At 61.5% G+C, this 18,854-nt stretch carries 16 protein-coding genes; 5 read left to right on the top strand and 11 right to left on the bottom strand.

The window, feature by feature from the left end:
* The first annotated feature begins 47 nt into the window (after positions 1-47).
* The 4 genes from KLP40_RS11555 to KLP40_RS11540 all read left to right on the top strand — a co-directional run bounded on the left by KLP40_RS11555 (position 48) and on the right by KLP40_RS11540 (position 3,971).
* Positions 48-1,001, top strand: a complete 954-nt coding sequence (locus tag KLP40_RS11555) for a hypothetical protein (protein WP_215593934.1) — start codon at positions 48-50, stop codon at positions 999-1,001.
* Positions 1,002-1,345: 344 nt separating this feature from the next.
* Complete coding sequence (locus KLP40_RS11550; RefSeq protein WP_215593933.1) at positions 1,346-1,936, top strand: hypothetical protein; 591 nt, start codon at positions 1,346-1,348, stop codon at positions 1,934-1,936.
* A 76-nt stretch (positions 1,937-2,012) separates the two neighbouring features.
* Positions 2,013-2,375, top strand: coding sequence for a curli-like amyloid fiber formation chaperone CsgH (gene csgH, locus KLP40_RS11545; protein ID WP_215593932.1), 363 nt, complete (start codon positions 2,013-2,015; stop codon positions 2,373-2,375).
* Between the two features lie 66 nt (positions 2,376-2,441).
* Entirely contained in the window at positions 2,442-3,971 is a 1,530-nt protein-coding gene (locus tag KLP40_RS11540; protein WP_215593931.1) for a carboxypeptidase-like regulatory domain-containing protein, read from the top strand.
* 17 nt (positions 3,972-3,988) lie between these two features.
* Here the strand turns inward: KLP40_RS11540 and KLP40_RS11535 are convergent, their stop codons facing one another.
* The 7 genes from KLP40_RS11535 to KLP40_RS11505 form a co-directional block, all read right to left on the bottom strand.
* A complete protein-coding gene (locus KLP40_RS11535) occupies positions 3,989-4,576 on the bottom strand; it encodes a hypothetical protein (RefSeq protein WP_215593930.1) in 588 nt (195 codons plus the stop codon).
* 119 nt (positions 4,577-4,695) lie between these two features.
* Positions 4,696-5,184: a 1,2-phenylacetyl-CoA epoxidase subunit PaaD gene (gene paaD / locus KLP40_RS11530; RefSeq protein ID WP_215593929.1), complete on the bottom strand. Its 489-nt coding sequence runs from the start codon at positions 5,182-5,184 to the stop codon at positions 4,696-4,698.
* A gap of 123 nt (positions 5,185-5,307) precedes the next feature.
* Complete coding sequence (locus tag KLP40_RS11525; RefSeq protein ID WP_215593928.1) at positions 5,308-5,787, bottom strand: hypothetical protein; 480 nt, start codon at positions 5,785-5,787, stop codon at positions 5,308-5,310.
* 6 nt (positions 5,788-5,793) lie between these two features.
* Positions 5,794-6,543 carry a 1,2-phenylacetyl-CoA epoxidase subunit PaaC gene (paaC, locus tag KLP40_RS11520; protein ID WP_215593927.1) on the bottom strand — a complete coding sequence of 250 codons (750 nt, stop codon included), beginning with the start codon at positions 6,541-6,543 and terminating at the stop codon, positions 5,794-5,796.
* Between the two features lie 95 nt (positions 6,544-6,638).
* Positions 6,639-7,265: a phenylacetic acid degradation b gene (locus KLP40_RS11515; RefSeq protein WP_215593926.1), complete on the bottom strand. Its 627-nt coding sequence runs from the start codon at positions 7,263-7,265 to the stop codon at positions 6,639-6,641.
* A 103-nt stretch (positions 7,266-7,368) separates the two neighbouring features.
* Positions 7,369-8,358: a 1,2-phenylacetyl-CoA epoxidase subunit PaaA gene (gene paaA, locus KLP40_RS11510; RefSeq protein ID WP_215593925.1), complete on the bottom strand. Its 990-nt coding sequence runs from the start codon at positions 8,356-8,358 to the stop codon at positions 7,369-7,371.
* 132 nt (positions 8,359-8,490) lie between these two features.
* Positions 8,491-9,078, bottom strand: coding sequence for a TetR/AcrR family transcriptional regulator (locus tag KLP40_RS11505; RefSeq protein WP_215593924.1), 588 nt, complete (start codon positions 9,076-9,078; stop codon positions 8,491-8,493).
* Positions 9,079-9,464: 386 nt separating this feature from the next.
* On the opposite strand from KLP40_RS11505, the gene thiL reads away from it, so the two are divergent.
* Positions 9,465-10,487, top strand: coding sequence for a thiamine-phosphate kinase (gene thiL, locus KLP40_RS11500; protein ID WP_215593923.1), 1,023 nt, complete (start codon positions 9,465-9,467; stop codon positions 10,485-10,487).
* A gap of 129 nt (positions 10,488-10,616) precedes the next feature.
* On the opposite strand, the gene KLP40_RS11495 is transcribed toward thiL, so the two are convergent.
* From KLP40_RS11495 to KLP40_RS21420, 4 genes are all read right to left on the bottom strand, one after another.
* Positions 10,617-10,991 carry a hypothetical protein gene (locus KLP40_RS11495; protein ID WP_190785279.1) on the bottom strand — a complete coding sequence of 125 codons (375 nt, stop codon included), beginning with the start codon at positions 10,989-10,991 and terminating at the stop codon, positions 10,617-10,619.
* Between the two features lie 4 nt (positions 10,992-10,995).
* The gene (locus KLP40_RS11490; RefSeq protein ID WP_215593922.1) at positions 10,996-11,373 is read right to left on the bottom strand and encodes a hypothetical protein; all 378 of its coding nucleotides are present in this window, start codon (positions 11,371-11,373) and stop codon (positions 10,996-10,998) included.
* A 542-nt stretch (positions 11,374-11,915) separates the two neighbouring features.
* Positions 11,916-13,325, bottom strand: a complete 1,410-nt coding sequence (gene rlmD, locus KLP40_RS11485) for a 23S rRNA (uracil(1939)-C(5))-methyltransferase RlmD (RefSeq protein ID WP_394370031.1) — start codon at positions 13,323-13,325, stop codon at positions 11,916-11,918.
* Positions 13,326-13,729: 404 nt separating this feature from the next.
* Positions 13,730-18,829 (bottom strand): T9SS type B sorting domain-containing protein, encoded by a 5,100-nt coding sequence (locus tag KLP40_RS21420; protein WP_215593921.1) that lies wholly within the window; start codon positions 18,827-18,829, stop codon positions 13,730-13,732.
* Between the last annotated feature and the right edge of the window lie 25 nt (positions 18,830-18,854).

Below are 18,854 nucleotides of genomic sequence, written 5' to 3'. Positions count from 1 at the left end.
ATAGTTCTTTAATGCAAGTAAACTTTACGTAAAATCCCACTCTCATCATGAAAAAGCTCACTTTCCTTGCCGCCTCCCTGTTGATTGCCGGTGGTGCCTTCGCTCAGGGCAATACGCAGTCTTCTTCCTCTCTCGGTAACAGCAACAGCGTTACAGTTACGCAGGCAGGTAGCTCGAGCACGGCCTCGGGTACGCAGACGGGCAACAGCAACAGCATCACCCAGACTCAGAACGCGGGCTCATCCAACTCCGCTTCTTCGGTTCAGAAAAACAGCTTCCAGACATCTACCCAAACCCAAACTGGTAATAATAACCAGGCGCAGGTAACTCAGGGCGACTTTATTCCGCGCGACAATGGCAACACGGCCACCCAGACGCAGGTTGGCAATGGCAACAAAGCCACGGCTACTCAGCTTAGCGGTATGAATACCTCAACCCAGGAGCAGACCGGAACGACCAACGAGGCCACCATTTTCCAGAGTGGCAGCGAAGGCAACGTCGCCCGCCAGCGCCAGCGTGCCTCCCTCGACTATAGCGCTCTGAGCAACAAAGCCAGCATCTCGCAGATTGGCCGGGCCAACAATGCCGATCAGGACCAGCGGGGCCTGTACAACGAAGCAACGGCCACGCAAAGCGGCTACGAGAACATCTCCAAGCAGACCCAGGGTGGCCTGATTCACAGCTACAACAGCCGGGCCTACGTGGAGCAGATTGGGGGTAACAACCGCGCCTCCCAGACCCAGTTGCTGGATGAGCAGAATGCCCGCATCGAGCAGGACGGCTACCGCAACACGGCCGTGCAGGAGCAGAGTGCCGCCGCCGACTTCCGGCCCGGTAACAGCGCCTACATCGATCAGGATGGCGACGACCACTACGCCCGTCAGCGTCAGTTGGGCTCCAGCAACTCGGCTTCAACCTACCAGGGCATGACCGGTAACTCCAGCGACGTACTCCAGATTGGCAGCAATAACACCAGCCTGGTAAAGCAAAACCATCCGTAGTCGGCTCCCGCCGGTCAGCAGCGCATGGCCCGGGCAGCATGGCGAAGGGCGGTCAGACTGAATCCCGCCGGATCAGTCGGCCTCCTTGCCAGCACTATCGGATTCATTGCCTGCTGACGTATACCGAGCTGACTGCAGTACCTCGTGCATCTGTTCTCTCCTAGTAAAAGCACCACGCCACTGCATGTAGTCGGCGGGTGCTTTTATGGTTTATCATAAAGTTTAATTTTATAATTTTATTGTTAATAATTAAACTTATTTTTATAATAGCTAACTGGTAAAAGCATCGGTTCCGGCTACATATAGTGTACTACGCCTTCTCTTCACGTTTTCAATTTCAATGTATGATACCATCAATCAAGCATTTGTTCTGGGGCCTGGCACTGCTGGCCGCTACGCAGGCCCGGGCGCAGCGGAGCCAAGATCCGGAGGATATCAGTACGGGCCAGCAGCTGATTCAGCAGGCCGGTGCCACCCCGGCGTTGCTGCCCGCTGCTAGCCCCGACAACCAGAACCAGGCCCTGCTTACCCAACAGGGCAACGGCAACCAAGCGACTATTGAGCAACACTTGCTGAGTGCTGGCCGGGGCAATGTGGCTACCATTCTGCAAACCGGCAACGGCAATGCCGCCGCCGCCCTGCAAACGGGGCTGGCTAACCGCACTACCATCACGCAGGTGGGCACAGGCAACGTGGCCGTCAGCGACCTGACGGGCTACAATACCGAGTCGAACATTCTGCAGAACGGCAACCGCAACCAAGTGGATCAGCAACTGGTGCGCGACAACCAGCGCTATTCAGTGGAGCAGCAGGGCAATAACAACAACCTGCTGCAACGTGAAACCGGGGGCAATGCCCCGGGCTACAACGTAACGATGCGCGGCAACGGCATCAACGTGATGATTGAGCAGGGCAAAGCCACCCAACTGCCCTGAATATCCTCTTACGAAGCATTCCGGGTTTGCCCGGAGTGCTTCGTAAGGTTTTGCCAATTCGCTAAAAGCCAGTCGTATGAACCCCTTTTTATATTTGTTGCTCGCCCCGCTGGGCGGAATATGGCCGCAGTCGCCCAGCCCTTGCCAGGTACACCTGGATGCCCGGCGCGAAGGGGCGCTCCTGACGCTGGTAGGCCGCTGCCATAATACATCCGACCAAACGCTGGAAGTCCGCTACGAAATGGTGACCGACCGGCGCGGCGCGGCCGGTACCAGCCACAATGCACAATCGGGATACCTCACGATTGGGGCCCGGGAGAGTGGGGTGCTTTCGCAAAGTACCCTGAACGTGGGCGAGGCCGATCAGTACCGGGTGCATCTGCGCCTGTTTGGGGCCGATAACCGCCTGCTGGCCCAGGATTCTCTCGTCCGGCTCTGATTCACTGGTTTTACCCACCTCTTCCGCTCTTTCTCCCGCTTGTTTCCCACCCGTTTTCCCCCTCTGATGTTATCTTATCTGCGCCTGGCAGCCCGGCTGCTGATGGTTGTACTATGCGTGCAAGCCCTGTTGGGATGTGAGGATACGACAATTGAACCGGCTCAAAACGGAAGCCTCTCGGGCGTGGTGCTCGATAGTCAGGACAATCAACCCTTAGCCAACGTGGTCATTACCACCAACCCGGCTACTTCCTCCTATACCACCGATGCCCAGGGTAAATTCGATATCTCCAATCTGGCAGTGGGGAAGTATGCACTGAGCGTCAAGAAGACGGATTACAAGCAGGAAACCGTGAACGTGCAGGTAAATCTGGATGCTACGACGGAGGTGCGCATCCTGCTGGAAGAAGCGGTGGGTACCAATCGCCGGCCCAACGGGCCCGCCAGCCCCAGCCCTGCCGACAAAGCCTCCGACCAAAATGCCAGCCTCACGCTGACGTGGCGCGTCAGCGACCCCGATGGCAAAAGCGACACGCTCCGTAACGATGTGCTGCTCTACGAAAGCAACTCTACCGACCGTCGCCAACTGTTGAGCAACTCCCGCGACACGATGGTGACCGTCACGAACCTGAAATACAATACCACCTATTTCTGGCAGGTAACGGTGCGCGACAAGGCCGGCGAAACCGTGCGGGGTGAGGTCTGGAGCTTCCAGACCAAAAGCCAGCCGGACAACCGCTACCTGTTTGCCCGCACTGAGAATGGCAATACCGATATTTATTCCTCCGATGAAACCGGCGCCAATCTGCTCCGGCTCACGTCCTCTCCGTTCATCGAAACGGCCCCTCAGCTCAGCCCCAACCGCGACCGGGTGGCGTATACTTCCAACGCAACCGGGCAGTTTCAGCTCTACACGATGAACCGTGACGGTTCGGACAGCCGGCAGGTAACGTTGCAGCCGGTGGATGGTTATTTCAACCAGGGCATCGGCTACCGGTGGTCGCCCGATGGGTCCCAGCTGATTTACAGCAGCTACAACAAGCTCTACCGCATTAACCGCGACGGAACCGGGCTGACGCTGCTGGCCACGGCCCCCGCCAACCGCCATTTCCGGGAGTGCGACTGGACGGCGCTCGGTAACCGCATTGCGGTGCAAACGGTAGGCGTGAACGTCTACGACGCGGAAATCTACCTGCTCAATGCCGATGGCACCAACCTGACGCTGGCCGTCCGCAACCAGCCCGGCCGGCTCGATTCACCTTCTTTCAGCGTGGATGGTCGCCGCCTGCTCTATACCCGCGACCTGGACGGTTTCGAGGATGGAACCGGCCGCCAGCTCAACGCGCACGTGTTCACGCAGAATCTGGATGGTACTGGTGTAACCGATGTGTCAGCCGGAGTAAGCGGTACGTCCACCTCGGGCAAGCCACTGGGCTTTAACGATGTGCTGCCCCGCTACGCCCCGGATGGGGCCCGGATTATTTTTGTGCAGGTCAACAACGTAGCCCAGTCGGTGCCGGAGGTTTGGGTGATGGACCTAGATGGACGCAACCGTGTGCGGCTGTTCCAGAATGCGACCCGGCCCGACTGGAAATAAGGCTGGAACGTTGATTGTTATTTCCCGATAGTAAACCGGGGCAGGGGTTCTAGTGTAGCGTAAGCGCCACCAAGCTGCTGCAGCTCCGAAGCGTGCTCCACCAGGTAATCGTTGAAGCGGGTGACAGCCTGATCGTAGTGGACGCGGTAGGCAATCAGGTCGGCGTCGGCAGCCTGAATCCGGGCAGTCAGCTCCTTCACCATGGGGCTGGGCTCCCGGTCGGCCGGCAGCGCTAGGCGGTACACCACCTGTAATAAGGAATCCTGAGCCGCATCATAGGCATCAATGCGGGCCGACTCGGCCATGGTCAGCTGGTTGTAGCGGCGCCCGGGCAGCCGGTCGTTGGCGTATTGGAGCTGAGCCAGTTGGGCGCGGTCGGGGCCGGGTTGGGCGGTGAGTTCACGCAGCAACTGGCGGGTATCGCGCAGTTTGGCGTCGTCGGAGGCCAGCATTTCGCTCCAACTGGCCGCCACGGTATCGCGCAGAATGTTGAGCTGCACCCTTACCGCTTCTGCCGAAGCCGGATCGAGAGGTTTGGGAGTCCGGTTACAGCTGGCCGAAAGCAGGGCCGTGAGTAGCAGCAGCAGCGAGGTAAAGCGCTTCATAGACAGGCAGGCGAAAAAAAACGTGTAGCAGCCCAACGAAAACCACCCGAAAATCAATCGGTTCTGCCTGAAAAAAAATCAGCGCTGGTTAACCGGCCACAACCGGGCCGCCCAACCCGTCAAATAGGTTTAAACTGCTCGAAAAGCTGGCGGCAGTCGTGGCAGTAGTGCACGGCCCGGCAGAGCGTGGCCCCGAAGGGCGTGCGCAGCTCCGTGTTGGTGGTGTGGCAGCGCGGGCACTCGGCGTACTCCAGAATATCGAGGTCGAGCAGGCCGCCGTTGAGCTTGGGCGGGGTGGCCAGCCCGTGCCGGCGCAACCCCTCCCGGCCCCGGTCCGTGACCATATCCGAGGTCCAGGGGTCACGCAGGCTGATTTCGGTGGTGACGCGCGGGATGCCATGGGCCAGCAGGGTCGTTTCCACGTCGCGGCGCATGTAGTCCATGGCCGGGCAGCCGGCGAAGGTAGGCGTCAGACGCACGTGCACGCCCCCGTCGTCCTCCACCCGCACCTCCCGAATCACCCCCAGATCCACGAGCGAAATCGTCGGAATCTCGGGGTCCGTCACGGCTTGCAGCCAGTCGAGAATTTGCGCTTCGGTGGTGGGCATGGGTGGGGTGGGGTTGAGGGGTGACAGGGCTTTGTGAATAGGTCAGCGAGGAACAGGTTTCAGCCAAAGACTTACCCCGTTACCTACAATTGATTCCGCCGCTACCTAACTGGTCAACCCGTTTTATTCGGCATTTTTTGCATTGAGCAACTCACGAAGCCTCATCAGACTAAGGTCGTACTCCATGTTAGGCCCTAGATTTATCAAAATCACCATCAAAAGCGGAATCAAGACAAAGTACAGATGTGTAAAGGAAAAACCCTCGCGCCAGATAAAAATGCAGGCTGTCAGCAGAAAAACGCTGACGATGAGAAGCAGAACAGCTCGGGACACTTTATTAGAAGTCCTATTCTCAAACGTCAAATCAATCTGACTACCCCCGAAATCCAGCGGCCTTATGCTACCCTGAATGCGAAGTTGACTGCGGCCGGTCTGTTGAATACGGAAGCCACTCTCCGCATAAACATCGCCTACGAATTGCTGCATAGTGAAGATATCATACCACTTGGTAGGAGCAGTTTCCACGGTCAGGCGGCGCGCAATTTCGTGGGGCGGGTGCCGACTCACCAGCGTGGCCGTTCTAGCGTAATCCAATAATTTCATCTAGCCTTACCAGTCAGCGGTGGGGTCGAGGCGGAATACTTCGGCCATTTCGTCCAGCAGGGGCTGCAGGTACTCGGTATGCTGGCCGCGGCGGCCGCCGCCGACGGGCGTGAGGGTGCGCAGATCGGGCAGCGTGAGGGCGGTTTGGGCCAGTACCTTGCCAATGCTGGCTTCCCAGCGCGCCTGCAACTCGGCTTCGCCAATGAACAGGCCGCTGCGGATAATGTCGGGCTCGGCGTCCGTGGTTTCGAAAATGCCCAGGGCGTAGGGCAGGGTGAACTCCAGCGCCGCCTGCATCCGCCCGATGGCTTCCTCGGTGGCCGAGCCCAGGCGCTTGACCCAGGTGTTGGCGTGCAGCACGTGGTATTTGAGCTCGCCCTTCACCTTGCGCGCCACCTGGGCCAGGGGCTCGTAGGAGCTGCCAGCCAGGGCCTCGAAGCGCAGCAGCTCGGCGTGGTCGAAGAGGAAGTGGCGGATCAGGCTGAAGTCGTACTCGCCGATGGGCAGTTCCGTGAGCTGGCAGCAGTGAAACTGAGGGGCGTTGCGGGTGAAAGCCACGGTGTCGGGCTCCGCCTCGCCCAGCTCGTGGAGCAGGGTGTAGAGCTGCAGGGCGTGGCCGAGCTTGTCCTGGGCCATGCTCGAAAAGGCAATGTCTTCCTCCAGAATCGGACCCAGTCCGTTCCATTCGGAGTTGCGGTGGCCCAGAATCAGCTGGTCGTCGGCGAGGCGGTAAAGAAGGTCGAGGGTGGGGTTCATCGATTGTGATGTGGGAAATGGGCGAAATGTGGGTGAATGTGAAAATGCCCGGTGCACATTCACCCACATTTCCATATTCAGTCACATTAAAAAAATCAGCCTTCCTGCTTGAACCGGTCGATGCGGTCCTGCACTTTGTAGGCAATGGCCTCGCGGTACTTCTTGTCGGGGGTGGTCGTCCACATGTCCCGGTCGTCGTCGTCGGAGCGCAGCACATCGGCGCTGCAAATCACCCACACGTTCACGACCGGGCGCTGGTCGCCGAAGGCAGCTTTGGCCTGCTGCAAGGCGGCTTCGGGCGAGGCGGCGCGCACCTGACCCACGTGGGCGTGCGCCTTGCCGCGCTTTTTTAGGTGAAAGATATCGTAGGCTTCATCCGTTGCGGCAGCAGCGGCGGGCAGCGCATCGGCCGGCAGCAGCGGCAACTGGTCGTACACCGATTCCTGGTCGCCGACGTACCCGGTTACCTGAATGGCGCTGGTGGGCACCACCCACAGACCGGTGCACGGAAAGCGCCGGCTGAACTGCTCCTTGGCAAAGAGGAAGGCAACGTCGGCCTCGGGCGCGTGCACCGGCCCCACGTAGGCGTAGGCCGCGTTTTCTTTGCGCTGGTGGAACACTTCGTAAGTCGGGAACTGGTCCAGGGCCGCCTTATCGGGCGGGGGCGGGGCCGATTCGGGCAGGCCCAACCGGTTGATGCGCGGATCGAAGGAGGAAAGCATTTTGGCTAATGTGCAGAATGTGGAAAATGTGCAGAGTGTGGAAAATGAGTTGAGTACACCCTCGGCACATTCAACACATTTCCCACATTCAACACATTAGAAATTACGCCAGCGGGCGGACGTAGCGGGCCTGGGGCTGCAGCAGGGCGCGGCGCACCCAGGCACCGTTTTCCTCGGCCGCGCGGCGTACGGCAATGCGCTCGGCGTTGCAGGGGCCGTCGCCGTTAATCACGCGCTTGAAATCTTCCCAGTCGGGCTCCGTGAATTCCCACACACCGTCTTCGTTCTTGCGCAGGTTGGCATCGGGCAACGTCAGGCCGATTTCCCAGATTTTGGGCACGTACATATCCAGGAACTGCTGGCGGCAGGCGTCGTTGGTGGCCATCTTCACCTTCCAGCGCATCAGGATTTCGGTGTGCACGCTCATCTTGTCGGAAGGACCGAAGAAGGTCATGATGGCGGGCCACCAGCGGTTGAGGGCTTCCTGCATCATCTTGCGCTGAACAGGCGTGCCGGTAGCCATATGCACCACGGCGTCGTGGCCGTATTTGAGGTGGAAGGCCTCCTCGGCGCAGATCCGGTCCAGGGCCCGGCAGTAGGGGCCGTAGCTGCCCTTGGCATTGGCCATCTGGTTGACGATGGCGCCCGCGTCAATCAGCCAGGAAATTACGTTCGAGTCGGCCCAGGTGGGAGTGGGGTAATTGAACACGTTGCTGTACTTGCTCTTGCCGTTCACTAGGTCCGAGAGCATCTGCTCCCGGGTTTTGCCCAGGGTTTCGGCAGCCGAGTACAGCAGCTGGGCATGGCCCACTTCATCCTGCACCTTGGCCATCTGGGCCATTTTGCGGCGGAAGCCGGGGGCGCGCGTAATCCAGGTGCCCTCGGGCAGGGAGCCGATGATTTCGGAGTGGGCGTGCTGCTCAATCATGCGCGTGAGCTGCTTGCGGTAGAGCTGGGGCATCCAGTCGGTGGGCTCGATTTTTTCGCCCCGGGCAATGCGGGCCTCAAATTCGGCCAGCAGGATGGGGTCTTCGTTCTCGAGGCCGGTGGTGGCTTTGGCGGGTATATCGTGGGTGGAAGCGGAGCCGTACATGGTGGTGGGGTTTTGAGTTAGTACTGAGTAATTGGTATGAAGTATTGAGACTTTGAAACGTAGATTAAGAGTAGAAATTGAAAATGGGTTCTAACGAACGCCATCTAACTACTCACTACCAACTACTCAATACTAAGCCCGCACTTCCAGCCCAAACAGGAGCTGATTGGCGAGGCGGTGGGCAATGTCGGGCGGGGCCAGCTTGCCCTCAGGCGAGTACCACGCGGGCAGCCAGTTAAGGGAGGCCAGCAGGGTAAGGGCCGCAAAAGCAGGGTCGGGAGCATACAGCGTGCCGGCGGCGGCCCCGCTGCCGAGCAGCTGGCGGAACCCCGCTTCGTACCGCTCCCGCAGGGCCAGAAACTCGGTGCGGGCCGGCTCGGAAAGGTGGCGCCACTCGTGCAAAAACACGGCTGAAGCGGCCACATCCTCCGTGAGCACCTGCACGTGGCTTTCTATGGCACGGCGCAGGCGGTCGGCCACGGGCAGCGTATCGTTCTTTGCAGCGTCTTCGAAAGCCGCAAAGAAGCGGTCGGCAAGCCGGAAGCAAATGCGGTGCAGGATTTCCTCCTTGCTGCGGATGTGGGAGTAGATGCTGCCCGCTTCCATGCCCAGGGCCGTGGCCAGCTCGCGCATGCTGGTGGCCGCAAAGCCCCGGGTGCGGAACAGGGCCGTAGCCACGTGGTCGATCTGGTCTTTGCGGGAAAGCAGGGTGGGTTCCATGGGGAGGAGCGGGCGGGAAAAGCAGGTCAAATATACCATTGCTAACGTTCGTTAGCAAGAAAAAGTTTGGACTCCTTCTCTTCGCTATTCTGCACAGAATCAGGGATAAGTAGGGGTGGCTGGGGCCTGCCTCACGAAGCCGATTCTCTTCCGGGACGGGCGCCGGCTGCCCGGCAAGGCGAAGGGTAAGGGCAGGAGCCGGGCCCATCGAAAGTGCCGCTGGTTGCGGGCAAAAGGTCCCGGGGAAACCCTGTCCTGGCCGGCACCGACGCCGGACGGGCCCTTACTTGCGGCCGCCTTACCTTTGCGGTTGTTTTGGCCCCAGACGGCCCCGCGCCGTTTGCATCAGCGAAATCAGTGAGAAATCAACGTAATCTGTGATGAATATGACGCCCCTTGACCAAGTAGGCGAGTTTGGCCTGATCCGCCGGATTCAGCAAACCGTGCAGCTCACCCAACCCAGCACCATCCTCGGCATCGGCGACGACGCGGCCATTCTGGCCCCGGCCGCCGGTCAGGAACTGGTTATCAGCACCGATTTACTGGTGGAAGGCGTGCACTTCGACCTCACGTTCTGCCCCCTCAAACACCTGGGCTATAAAGCCGTGGCCGTCAACGTATCGGACGTGGCCGCCATGAACGCCCTGCCCACCCAGCTAGTGGTGGCGGTCAGCATTCCGGCCCGCTTCACGGTGGAAGCCGTGGAGGAGCTGTTCGAGGGCATCAAGCTGGCCTGCGAAGCCTACAACGTGGACCTGGTGGGCGGCGACACCACCGGCAGCCGCGGCGGCCTGACCATCAGCATCACGGCCCTGGGCCAGGCCGAAGCCGGCAAAGCCGTGCGCCGCAGCGGGGCCGGCCCCAACGACCTGCTCTGCGTAACCGGCGACCTGGGCGGGGCCTACCTGGGCCTGCAGGTGCTGGAGCGCGAGAAGCAGGCCTGGCAGGCCGACCCCGAAACCCAGCCCGAGCTCGGCAAATACCCCTACGTGCTCCAGCGCCAGCTCCGTCCCGAAGCCCGCATGGACGTGGTGCACGAGCTGCGCGACCTGGGCGTGACGCCCACCAGCATGATTGACGTGTCCGACGGGCTGGCTTCCGAGGTGCTCCACCTCTGCCAGGCCAGCGGCACCGGGGCGCGCATCTTCACCGAGAACCTGCCCATTGCCAACCCCACGCTGGAAGTGGCCGAGGAGTTCAACCTCGACCCCATCATGTGCATGCTCAACGGCGGCGAAGACTACGAGCTCCTGTTCACCGTCCCGCTCGCCGACCACGCCAAAATCAAAAACCACCCCGACATCACTATCATCGGCCACATGGTCGACAAGAGCGAAGGCGCCAACCTCATCACCAAAGCCGGCCAGCCGGTGCCGCTGAAGGCGCAGGGGTTTGAGCATTTTGAGTAGGGGGAGTAGAATAAAAACCCTGTCATCCTGAGCAAAGCGAAGGACCTTATCACGCTGGAACGAGTCGTTGATACGATTGTCGTTCATACGTGATAAGGTCCTTCGCTTTGCTCAGGATGACAGGGTTTGTTAATCCTCCGGGTAGGGGATGTAGACGAAGTTGGTGAACTCCTCATCGAGCACGAACAGGCAGCAGTACTCGTTTGGGTCGCGGTAGGTGCTTTGGAAGGCTTCGATGCCGTCCTGGCCCACGATGCCCTGCTGCACGAACAGCTCCAGGTAGCTGGCAAACACGTGCCACTCCAGGTTCAGCTCATCGGCGTTGATGAGCAGGCCGCCCAGCGGCACCTCCTGGCGGGCAAACACGAAGATGGGATACTTGGAAATATCCCGCTTGCGGATCTGCGAGGAAGCCTCGCTCAGCGTATCAGAAACGGTAGCGAAATCCTTGGTGATGGTGCCGAGGTATTTGCCGTTCAGTTCGGGGTCGTTGGTGTAGTCCATTACGTTATTTATTACTTGGAATGGCTGGATCCCAAATGTTGAGCAAGACTTGATAAGAAAGCCCTTCTTCTTCATCAACCATCTTATTTCCTGCTTGACGTAATATGCCAGCATCAATCAATTGGTTGATTGATTGATGCGTAACATCTCGATAAGCGGCTAAGGTGTCTTTGCTGTAAGTACGACCGAACAAGACATGCGACTCATTTGTGTCATTTACAAAACTTATTCGGTCCCCAATATTTTGGAGCAAGTACCATGTTACAATGTTACTGGTAACAATTGTCCCAGCGAGTTCTCGCATCTTATTGCCGGCATCAATCCCTGCAAAAGAAATAACCTCCTCCTTATCAAGGTTTACTAGTTCGAACTGAACACCCATAGGTCGCATTTTACTTCAGTTTCAGTAGCATCAGGCTTTTTCTGTGACAGGTGTGGGGAAACATATGTGCCGGCCGCAACTCTGCAAAATACTTGGTAGTGGTGCTGAGGTACTTAATTATTCAGTTAGAGAGCTTTGGTGTGGTTCGTAGTCAACTTGTTACTACAGTTGGGTTATCAAGGCAGTGATTTTTCGAAGAATTGAACTGAAAATACTTTCAGTTGTCTCAGCCGGTACGTCATGTAAGCTGCTATTTATCCTTCGTAAGAACAGGGTATGCGGGTCAGTTAAGGAAATAACAATGGCGAGTGTCTGACTGCCTTCATTATCCTGTAACGAAACCTCAATCCCCTCCTTTAGATTGTTGAATGTGGCTGTGGCATTGAGCGCTCTGGCTGCTGACTCAAAGGAATTTGCAGATGGAGTGTTGTTGCTAACCCAGGAACCTTCTAGATACCACATATCTGGCACCGGATTCAGGAGAGTCCCGATTTCCTGATTCTGCCAGATAATAGGTATGTGTTCCTCGGCAGCCACACCAGCTACTTCAACTCCAGCAATACCACATTCTCTACGTGGTGGGTGTGGGGGAACATATCTACGGGCTGCACTTTCACCACTTGGTAGGCTTCGTCCAGCAACTCCAGGTCGCGGGCCTGGGTGCCGGGGTTGCAGCTGACGTACACGATGCGGGGGGCGCGCATTTCGAGGAGGCGGGCCACTACGTCGGGGTGCATGCCGGCGCGGGGCGGGTCGGTGATGACCACGTCGGGGCGGCCGTGTTTGGCAATGAACTCAGCGTTGAGCACGTCCTTCATGTCGCCGGCGTAGAACTCGGTGTTGGTGGTGCCGTTGATTTCGGAGTTGATGTAGGCGTCCTGCACGGCCGATTCCACATACTCCACACCGACTACGTGCTTGGCCTGCCGGGCCACGAAGTTGGCGATGGTGCCGGCCCCGGTGTAGAGGTCATACACCAGCTCCGAGCCAGTGAGCTGGGCGAAGTCGCGGGTGATTTTGTAGAGGTTGAAGGCCCCCTCGGAGTTGGTCTGGTAGAACGATTTCGGACCGACGCGGAAGCGCAGGCCTTCCATTTCCTCGTGAATGTGCGGCTCACCCCGGTAGCACACCACCTCCAGGTCGTGGAAGGTTTCGTTGCCCTTGTCGTTGAGCACGTAGTTGAGGGAGGTGATGTGCGGGAACCGCTCGTGCAGGAAATCCAGCAGCGGAAACAGCGCGTCGTGGGCATAGTAGCACTGCAGAATCACCATCAGGTCGCCGGTGTTGGCCGTGCGGATGATGAGGTTGCGCAGGAAGCCTTCCTGGGTCACGAGGTTGTTGAAGGGCAGGTCGTGCTCCAGGGCGTAGTCGCGCACGGCCAGCCGGATCTGGTTGCTGGGGTCGGGCTGCAGCCAGCAGTGGTTGATGTCGAGAATCTTATCGAAGCGGCCGGGGGTGTGGAAGCCCAACACGCGCCGCTCGTAGTTGTGGCCGCTGGCAATCTGCTCGTTGGTGAGCCAGCCGTTGTGGCTGAAGGTGTACTCCAGCTTGTTGCGGTAGTAGGTCTGGTCGGGGGAGGCCTGAATCGGTAGGATGTCGGGCAGGGCCACCTTACCGATGCGCTGCAGGGTGTCGGCCACCTGCTGGTGCTTGAACTGGAGCTGGGTTTCGTAGCCCAAATGCTGCCACTTGCAGCCCCCGCAGGTACCGAAATGCTCACAGAACGGCTGCACGCGCAGCTCCGAATACTTGTGGAAGTGCGTGGGCACGGCCTCCAGGAAGTTCTTTTTGGCCTTGGTCACGCGCAGGTCCACCACGTCGCCGGGGGCCACTTGCGTCACGAAGATGACCAGGTTTTCGCGGCGCACCAGGCACTTGCCCTCGGCCACCATGTCGGTAATTTCGACTTCGCGGAGCAGCTCCGCCGGGATGTTTTTAACGGATTTTCTCACGCTGCAAAGGTAATCACGAATTCAGACGGATGCATCGGATTGCACGGATTCTGCGGATAGCGTTCCGGAAGTCGTGTCGAAGGGCCCGGAAGTCGTGTCGAACGCTCTGAAAGTCGTATCGGACGCTCCGGAAGTCGTGTCAAACGCTCTGGAAGTCGTATCGGACGCTCTGGGAGTCGTGTCGGACGCTCTGAAAGTCGTATCGGACGCTCTGGGAGTCGTGTCGGACGCTCTGAAAGTCGTATCGGACGCTCTGGGAGTCGTGTCGAAGGGGCTGGGAGTCGTGTCGAAAGCCCCGGAGTTCGTGTCGGAGAGGCTGCGTGACAAATAAGGGAAGGCGTGCACGCAAAAAAGCGTCGTTCAGATGGGACCTGAACGACGCTTTTTGGGTGAGCAGACGGGCTCTAGCGGACAATCTGAAACCAGCCTTTGTAGCTGGTGCCGTTATCGAGCTGGAAGAGGTAGTAGTACATGCCCGGGCTGCAGCCCTCGCCCCCGAAGGTGTTGCGGTAGTTGCGGGTTTCGTAGAGCTGCTTGCCCCAGCGGTTGTACACGGTGAGCGTGTTGGCGGGGTAGAGGTGCACGTTGTTGATGGTGAGCACGTCGTTTTTGCCGTCGCCGTTGGGGGTGATGATGTTGTAGAAGCCCAGCTTGTTATCAAACGATACGCAGGCATCGTTGGAGAAGGCCGTGCGGGCCGTGGCCTCGGTGCTGACGGCCTGCACCCGGAAGCACTGGCTGAAGCCGGCCGTGCCGCTGGCCTGCTCCAGGCTCAGGGTGGTGCCGCTGACGGTGGCCACCAGCTCGGCCGCGCCGTTGTCGGCCACCCGGCTGATGCGGTATTCCTGCACCGGGAAGCCCTGGTAAGCCGTCCAGCTCACCTGAACCATGCCGGCCTGGCGCGGGTCGGGGCTTTCCGTGGCGGTGGCCGTGGCCAGGATGGTGGTGTGCTCCTCACTGCTGAGCACGGTGCCGCAGGCATTGGTCAGGTCGAGGCGGTACTGGTAGGCGCGGGCGTCGGCGTCCACGCCGATATCGGTGAAGCTGGTAGCCGTGTTGGCCACGTCGCCCACGGCTGCGTAGGCGGCGGTGCTGCCCGCGTCGCGGCGCAGAATCCGGACGCGGTTGCCGTTGCCCGTGTTGTTGGGCACGGCCAGGGCCAGCGTGATGCTGCGGTCCTGGCCGGCGGCTTCCACCGAGGCCGTGCTCAGGGCCACGGCGGCGTTATCGGGCCGCAGCGTGAAAGTGGCCGCGCAGCTCTGGGCGGCGGGGTTGGCATCGGTGACGCTGAGCGTGACGTTGGTGGAGCCGGCGGGCACATCGAGGGTGAGCGTATTGGTGCCCTGGCCGCCGGTAATGGTGGCCCCGGGGGCCGACCACTGGAACTGGCCGCCCGCGTAGGCCGGCACCGTGAAGCGCAGACCCGTGCGGGACTCGGGGCAGTAGTTGGCCGGCCCGGTAATGGCGAGCGGGGGCACTACCAGAAAGATTTTGCTGTAGAGCGGGCCGGCGCAGCCGTTGGCGTTGGTTTCCCGGACGCTGAGCGTGTAGGGCGTGGCACTCACGGCGGGCACGGGCAGCGTAACGGTGTTGCCGGTGCAGGTTACGGGGGCGCCGTTCAGCGTGAACACGTAGGCCGAGGTAGCGGAGCCGGGCAGCGTAAAGGTCAGGTCACCGCTGGCCCCGCACACCCGGTCGGGGCCGGCTACGGTGAGAGTGGTGGCCGGGGAAGGCAGCACCGTCACGTAGAGCGTATCGCTCTGGCCCCGGCAGATGCCGCCGGCCGGGTTGCTGGATTCGGTTACCACCAGCTTGGCCACGCCGGGCTGGGTGAAGCGTACCTGCACCGCGGCCTGGCTGGTGCTGACCTGGGTGCCGCCCACAAGCTGCCAGGCATACACCGAGCCGTTGGTGTAGGCGGTCTGGTAAGTGAAGGGGCCATCGGCGAGGCAGACCCGCAGCGGGCCGGTGGGCCGGGCCGTGGCCAGCTGCCGATTCACCCGCACCGGCAGGCGGATGGTGTCAGAAGAACAGCCGAAGGAGTTAAACTGGAAGGCCTGCACCGAGGCGTTGGCAGTGGCCGCGCCCCAGTTCACGGTAATGGCCGCCGTGCCCTGGCCGCTGGCAATGGTGCCGCCCGTCACCTCCCACTGGTAGGCCGAGTTGGTGGGGTTCAGAATGCTATAGGCCACGCCCTGCACCGTGGGGCAGACCGAAACCGAGCCCCGGATGCTGTCGGGCGCGGGGCGTGGGTTCACCGTCAGGCGCAGCGTGTCGCGGGTCAGGCAGCCCCGGGCGGTAGTGGCCGAGAGGATGTAGGTAAGCGTAATCGGGGCCGAAGTGGCGTTGCGGGCCGTGAACACGGGCTGGGCGCTGGTGGCGCTGCTAAGGCCCGTGGCCGGGCTCCACTGGTAGGTGTAGCCGCTGAGGGCGGCCGTGCCGAGGGTAGTGGCCTCGCCCGAGCACAGGGCCCGGTTGGCCCCGGCGTTGGCTACGGCCGCGGGGTTCACGGTGACGGTTACGGTGCTGGTGGCCGTGCAGCCCTGGGCCGTGGTGGCCGTGAGCGTGTAGGTGGCCGTGACGGGGGCGCCGGTGTTCGGCTGGCTGAACACGGGCTGGGCGCTGGTGGCACTGCTCAGGCCCGTGGCCGGACTCCACTGGTAGGTGTAGCCGCTGAGGGCGGCCGTGCCCAGGGTAGTGGCCTCGCCCGAACACAGGGCCCGGTTGGCCCCGGCACTGGCTACGGCGGCGGGGTTCACGGTGACGGTTACGGTGCTGGTAGCCGTGCAGCCCTGGGCCGTGGTGGCCGTGAGCGTGTAGGTGGCCGTGGTAGGGGCACCGGTGGTGTTGGTGAGCGTGAGCGTGGGCTGGGCGCTGGTGCTGCTGCTCAGGCCCGTGGCCGGGCTCCACTGGTAGGTGTAGCCGCGGAGGGCGGCCGTGCCGAGGGTAGTGGCCTCGCCCGAACACAGGGCCCGGTTGGCCCCGGCGTTGGCTACGGCGGCGGGGTTCACGGTGATGGTTACGGTGCTGGTAGCCGTGCAGCCCTGGGCCGTGGTGGCTGTGAGCGTGTAGGTGGCCGTGACGGGGGCGCCGGTGGTATTGGTGAGCGTGAGCGTAGGCTGCGCCGCGGTGGCACTGCTCAGGCCGGTGGCCGGGCTCCACTGGTAGGTGTAGCCAGTGAGGGCCGCCGAGCCCAGCGTCACGCTGCTTCCCGAACATAGAGCCCGGTTGGCCCCGGCGTTGGCCACGGCCGCCGGATTGACCGTCACCGTGACGGTGCTGGTGGCCGTGCAGCCCTGGGCCGTGGTGGCCGTGAGCGTGTAGGTGGCCGTGACGGGGGCACCGGTGGCATTGGTGAGCGTGAGCGTGGGCTGGGCGCTGGTGCTGCTGCTCAGGCCCGTGGCCGGGCTCCACTGGTAGGTGTAGCCAGTGAGGGCGGCTGCCCCGAGCGTAGTGGCCTCGCCCGAGCACAGGGCCCGGTTGGCCCCGGCATTGGCTACGGCGGCCGGGTTTACAGTGATGGTCACGGTATTCGTCGCGGTGCAATTGCCCGGGGCCGTGGCCGTGAGGGTAAACGTGTAGGTGCCGGGAGTGGAGGCCGTGAACACGGGCTGGGCGCTGGTGGCGCTGCTCAGGCCGGCGGCCGGGCTCCACTGGTACGTGTAGCCGGTGAGGGCCGCGGCCCCGAGGGTGGTGGTAGTGCCCGCGCACACGGCCCGGTTGGCGCCCGCGTTGGCTACGGCGGTGGCATTTACCGTCACGGTTACCTGGCGGCTGAGTGCGCAGGTAGTACCGGTGGTAGTGACGGTGTAGGTGGTCGTCTGGGTGGGCGAAACGGTGATGCTGGCGCCGGTGAAGGTCTGGCCGGTGCTGCTGGTCCAGGCGTAGGCTTGGCCCCCGCTGGCGGTCAGCGTGGTGGCGGCCCCCGCGCAGATAGTCACGTTGGGCGTCACGTTCAGCGTACCCTGGCCGAAGGTCACGCGGCGGGAAATGGAATCGGTGGCGCAGCCCCCGGCCGAGAGGCTACGCAGCGTGATGGTGCCGGTGGCGCCCGTGCCCCAGAGCACCTGTACGCTGCGGGCCGTGGCGGAACCCTGAATGGTACCGCCCTGCACCGTCCAGCGATAGGAGCTGGCCGTGGGGCCGGCCGCGGCGTAGGTCAGCGCCTGGCTCCGGTCGCACACGGCCGTGTCGCCCACGATGCCGCTGGGGCCGGCGGCGCGGGTCACGATAATGCGGAATACTTCCGCTACGCTCTTGCTGCCGCAGGTATTGTCCGTCACGGTCACCACCACGTCGTAGGGCGTGGTCCGGGCGTCGCCGCAGCGGGTATTGAATTCAAACTGGCCCGTGATGCTGGCCGTGGCCGTCACGTTGGCGCTGCCCACTCCGCTGCCCGCCGGCAGAGTGCCCTGGTTGCCGTTCACGCTGAAGTCAAAGGCGCCGGAGCCATCGAGCAGGGCGCTGTTGATTTTCATGGTCAGGGGCTTGCCTTCCGGGTCGGTGGCCGTCACGCTGAACGTCAGGGGGCGGCCTTCTTCCACGGTATAATCCCGCACGGCCACCGAAGCCGGGGTGAATACCGGCGGCCGGTTGGCCTGGCAGGGGCGGGCCACCAGCTGAATATCGCGCCGCGTGGTGCCCACCAGTACTTCCCGGCCGTTGATGGTGCGGTACTCTTTCACATCCACGGCCACCACGTACTTGCCCTGGCGCGGGGCCGAGTAGCGGCTCAGGCCGGTGCTGGCATTGAGAAAGGCATAACTGCCCGCCCCAAAGGGCTGGGTAGCACTATAGCCCGCGGCGTAGCTGACGGATGGGGGCGGCGGCGAGAAGTTGCCGAAGGGGGCATCTCCCTGGTAGGGGGTGCCAAAGGCGTAAATCAGCCGGTCCCCGTCGGCGTCGTAGGCGTTGTTGAGGATGATGCTGGTGTCGCCCTGGCAGATGACGGCCACGGCCGTATCGGAGAAAACGGGGGACGTGTTGGGCAGCAGGGGCGGGGCCATGTCCGTGTAAAGGGTCATGTTGGTGTTGCCCGGGTCCAGAATGTTGGTCACGTCCACGTTGCGGGCCAGGTCCGTGTAGAGGGCGTAGTAGCCGTCGAAGGAAAGCGGCAGGTTCACGGTCGTCTCGTACTTGGCCAGCGTCACGCGCGGGGGCTGGCTGTTGGGCAGGGTGCAGCTGACGGAGGTGGGCGGCGTGACTTCCGCAAAGCTGGAGCGCGGCACCGAAACGGTCATAATGCGTGCCCCGTTCTGCGACTTATTGTAAAACGTGATGTCTACCCAGGGCCGGCCGTCGGGGGCGACAGAACCGGCTTCCTTGTTGAGGTAGACCAATACCGCAATCTGGTAGCGGAAGGGGGCATTGGCCGGGCCGTTGGCATCGAGGTACTTGTAATTCATTTCGCCGCCCAGCAGGTGGGTGGCGGCCGCCGGCCGCGCCCCCACCAGCAGGGCCAGCCAGAACAGAAGTAAACTAATACGCAGTAAACGTGGGTGCATAACGCAGGATAAAAAAGAACCGGGC

Source organism: Hymenobacter piscis (genome assembly GCF_018760735.1).
Lineage (GTDB): Bacteria > Bacteroidota > Bacteroidia > Cytophagales > Hymenobacteraceae > Hymenobacter > Hymenobacter piscis.
Note: the sequence above shows the minus strand (reverse complement) of the source record. Positions and strands in the feature narration are given on the sequence as shown.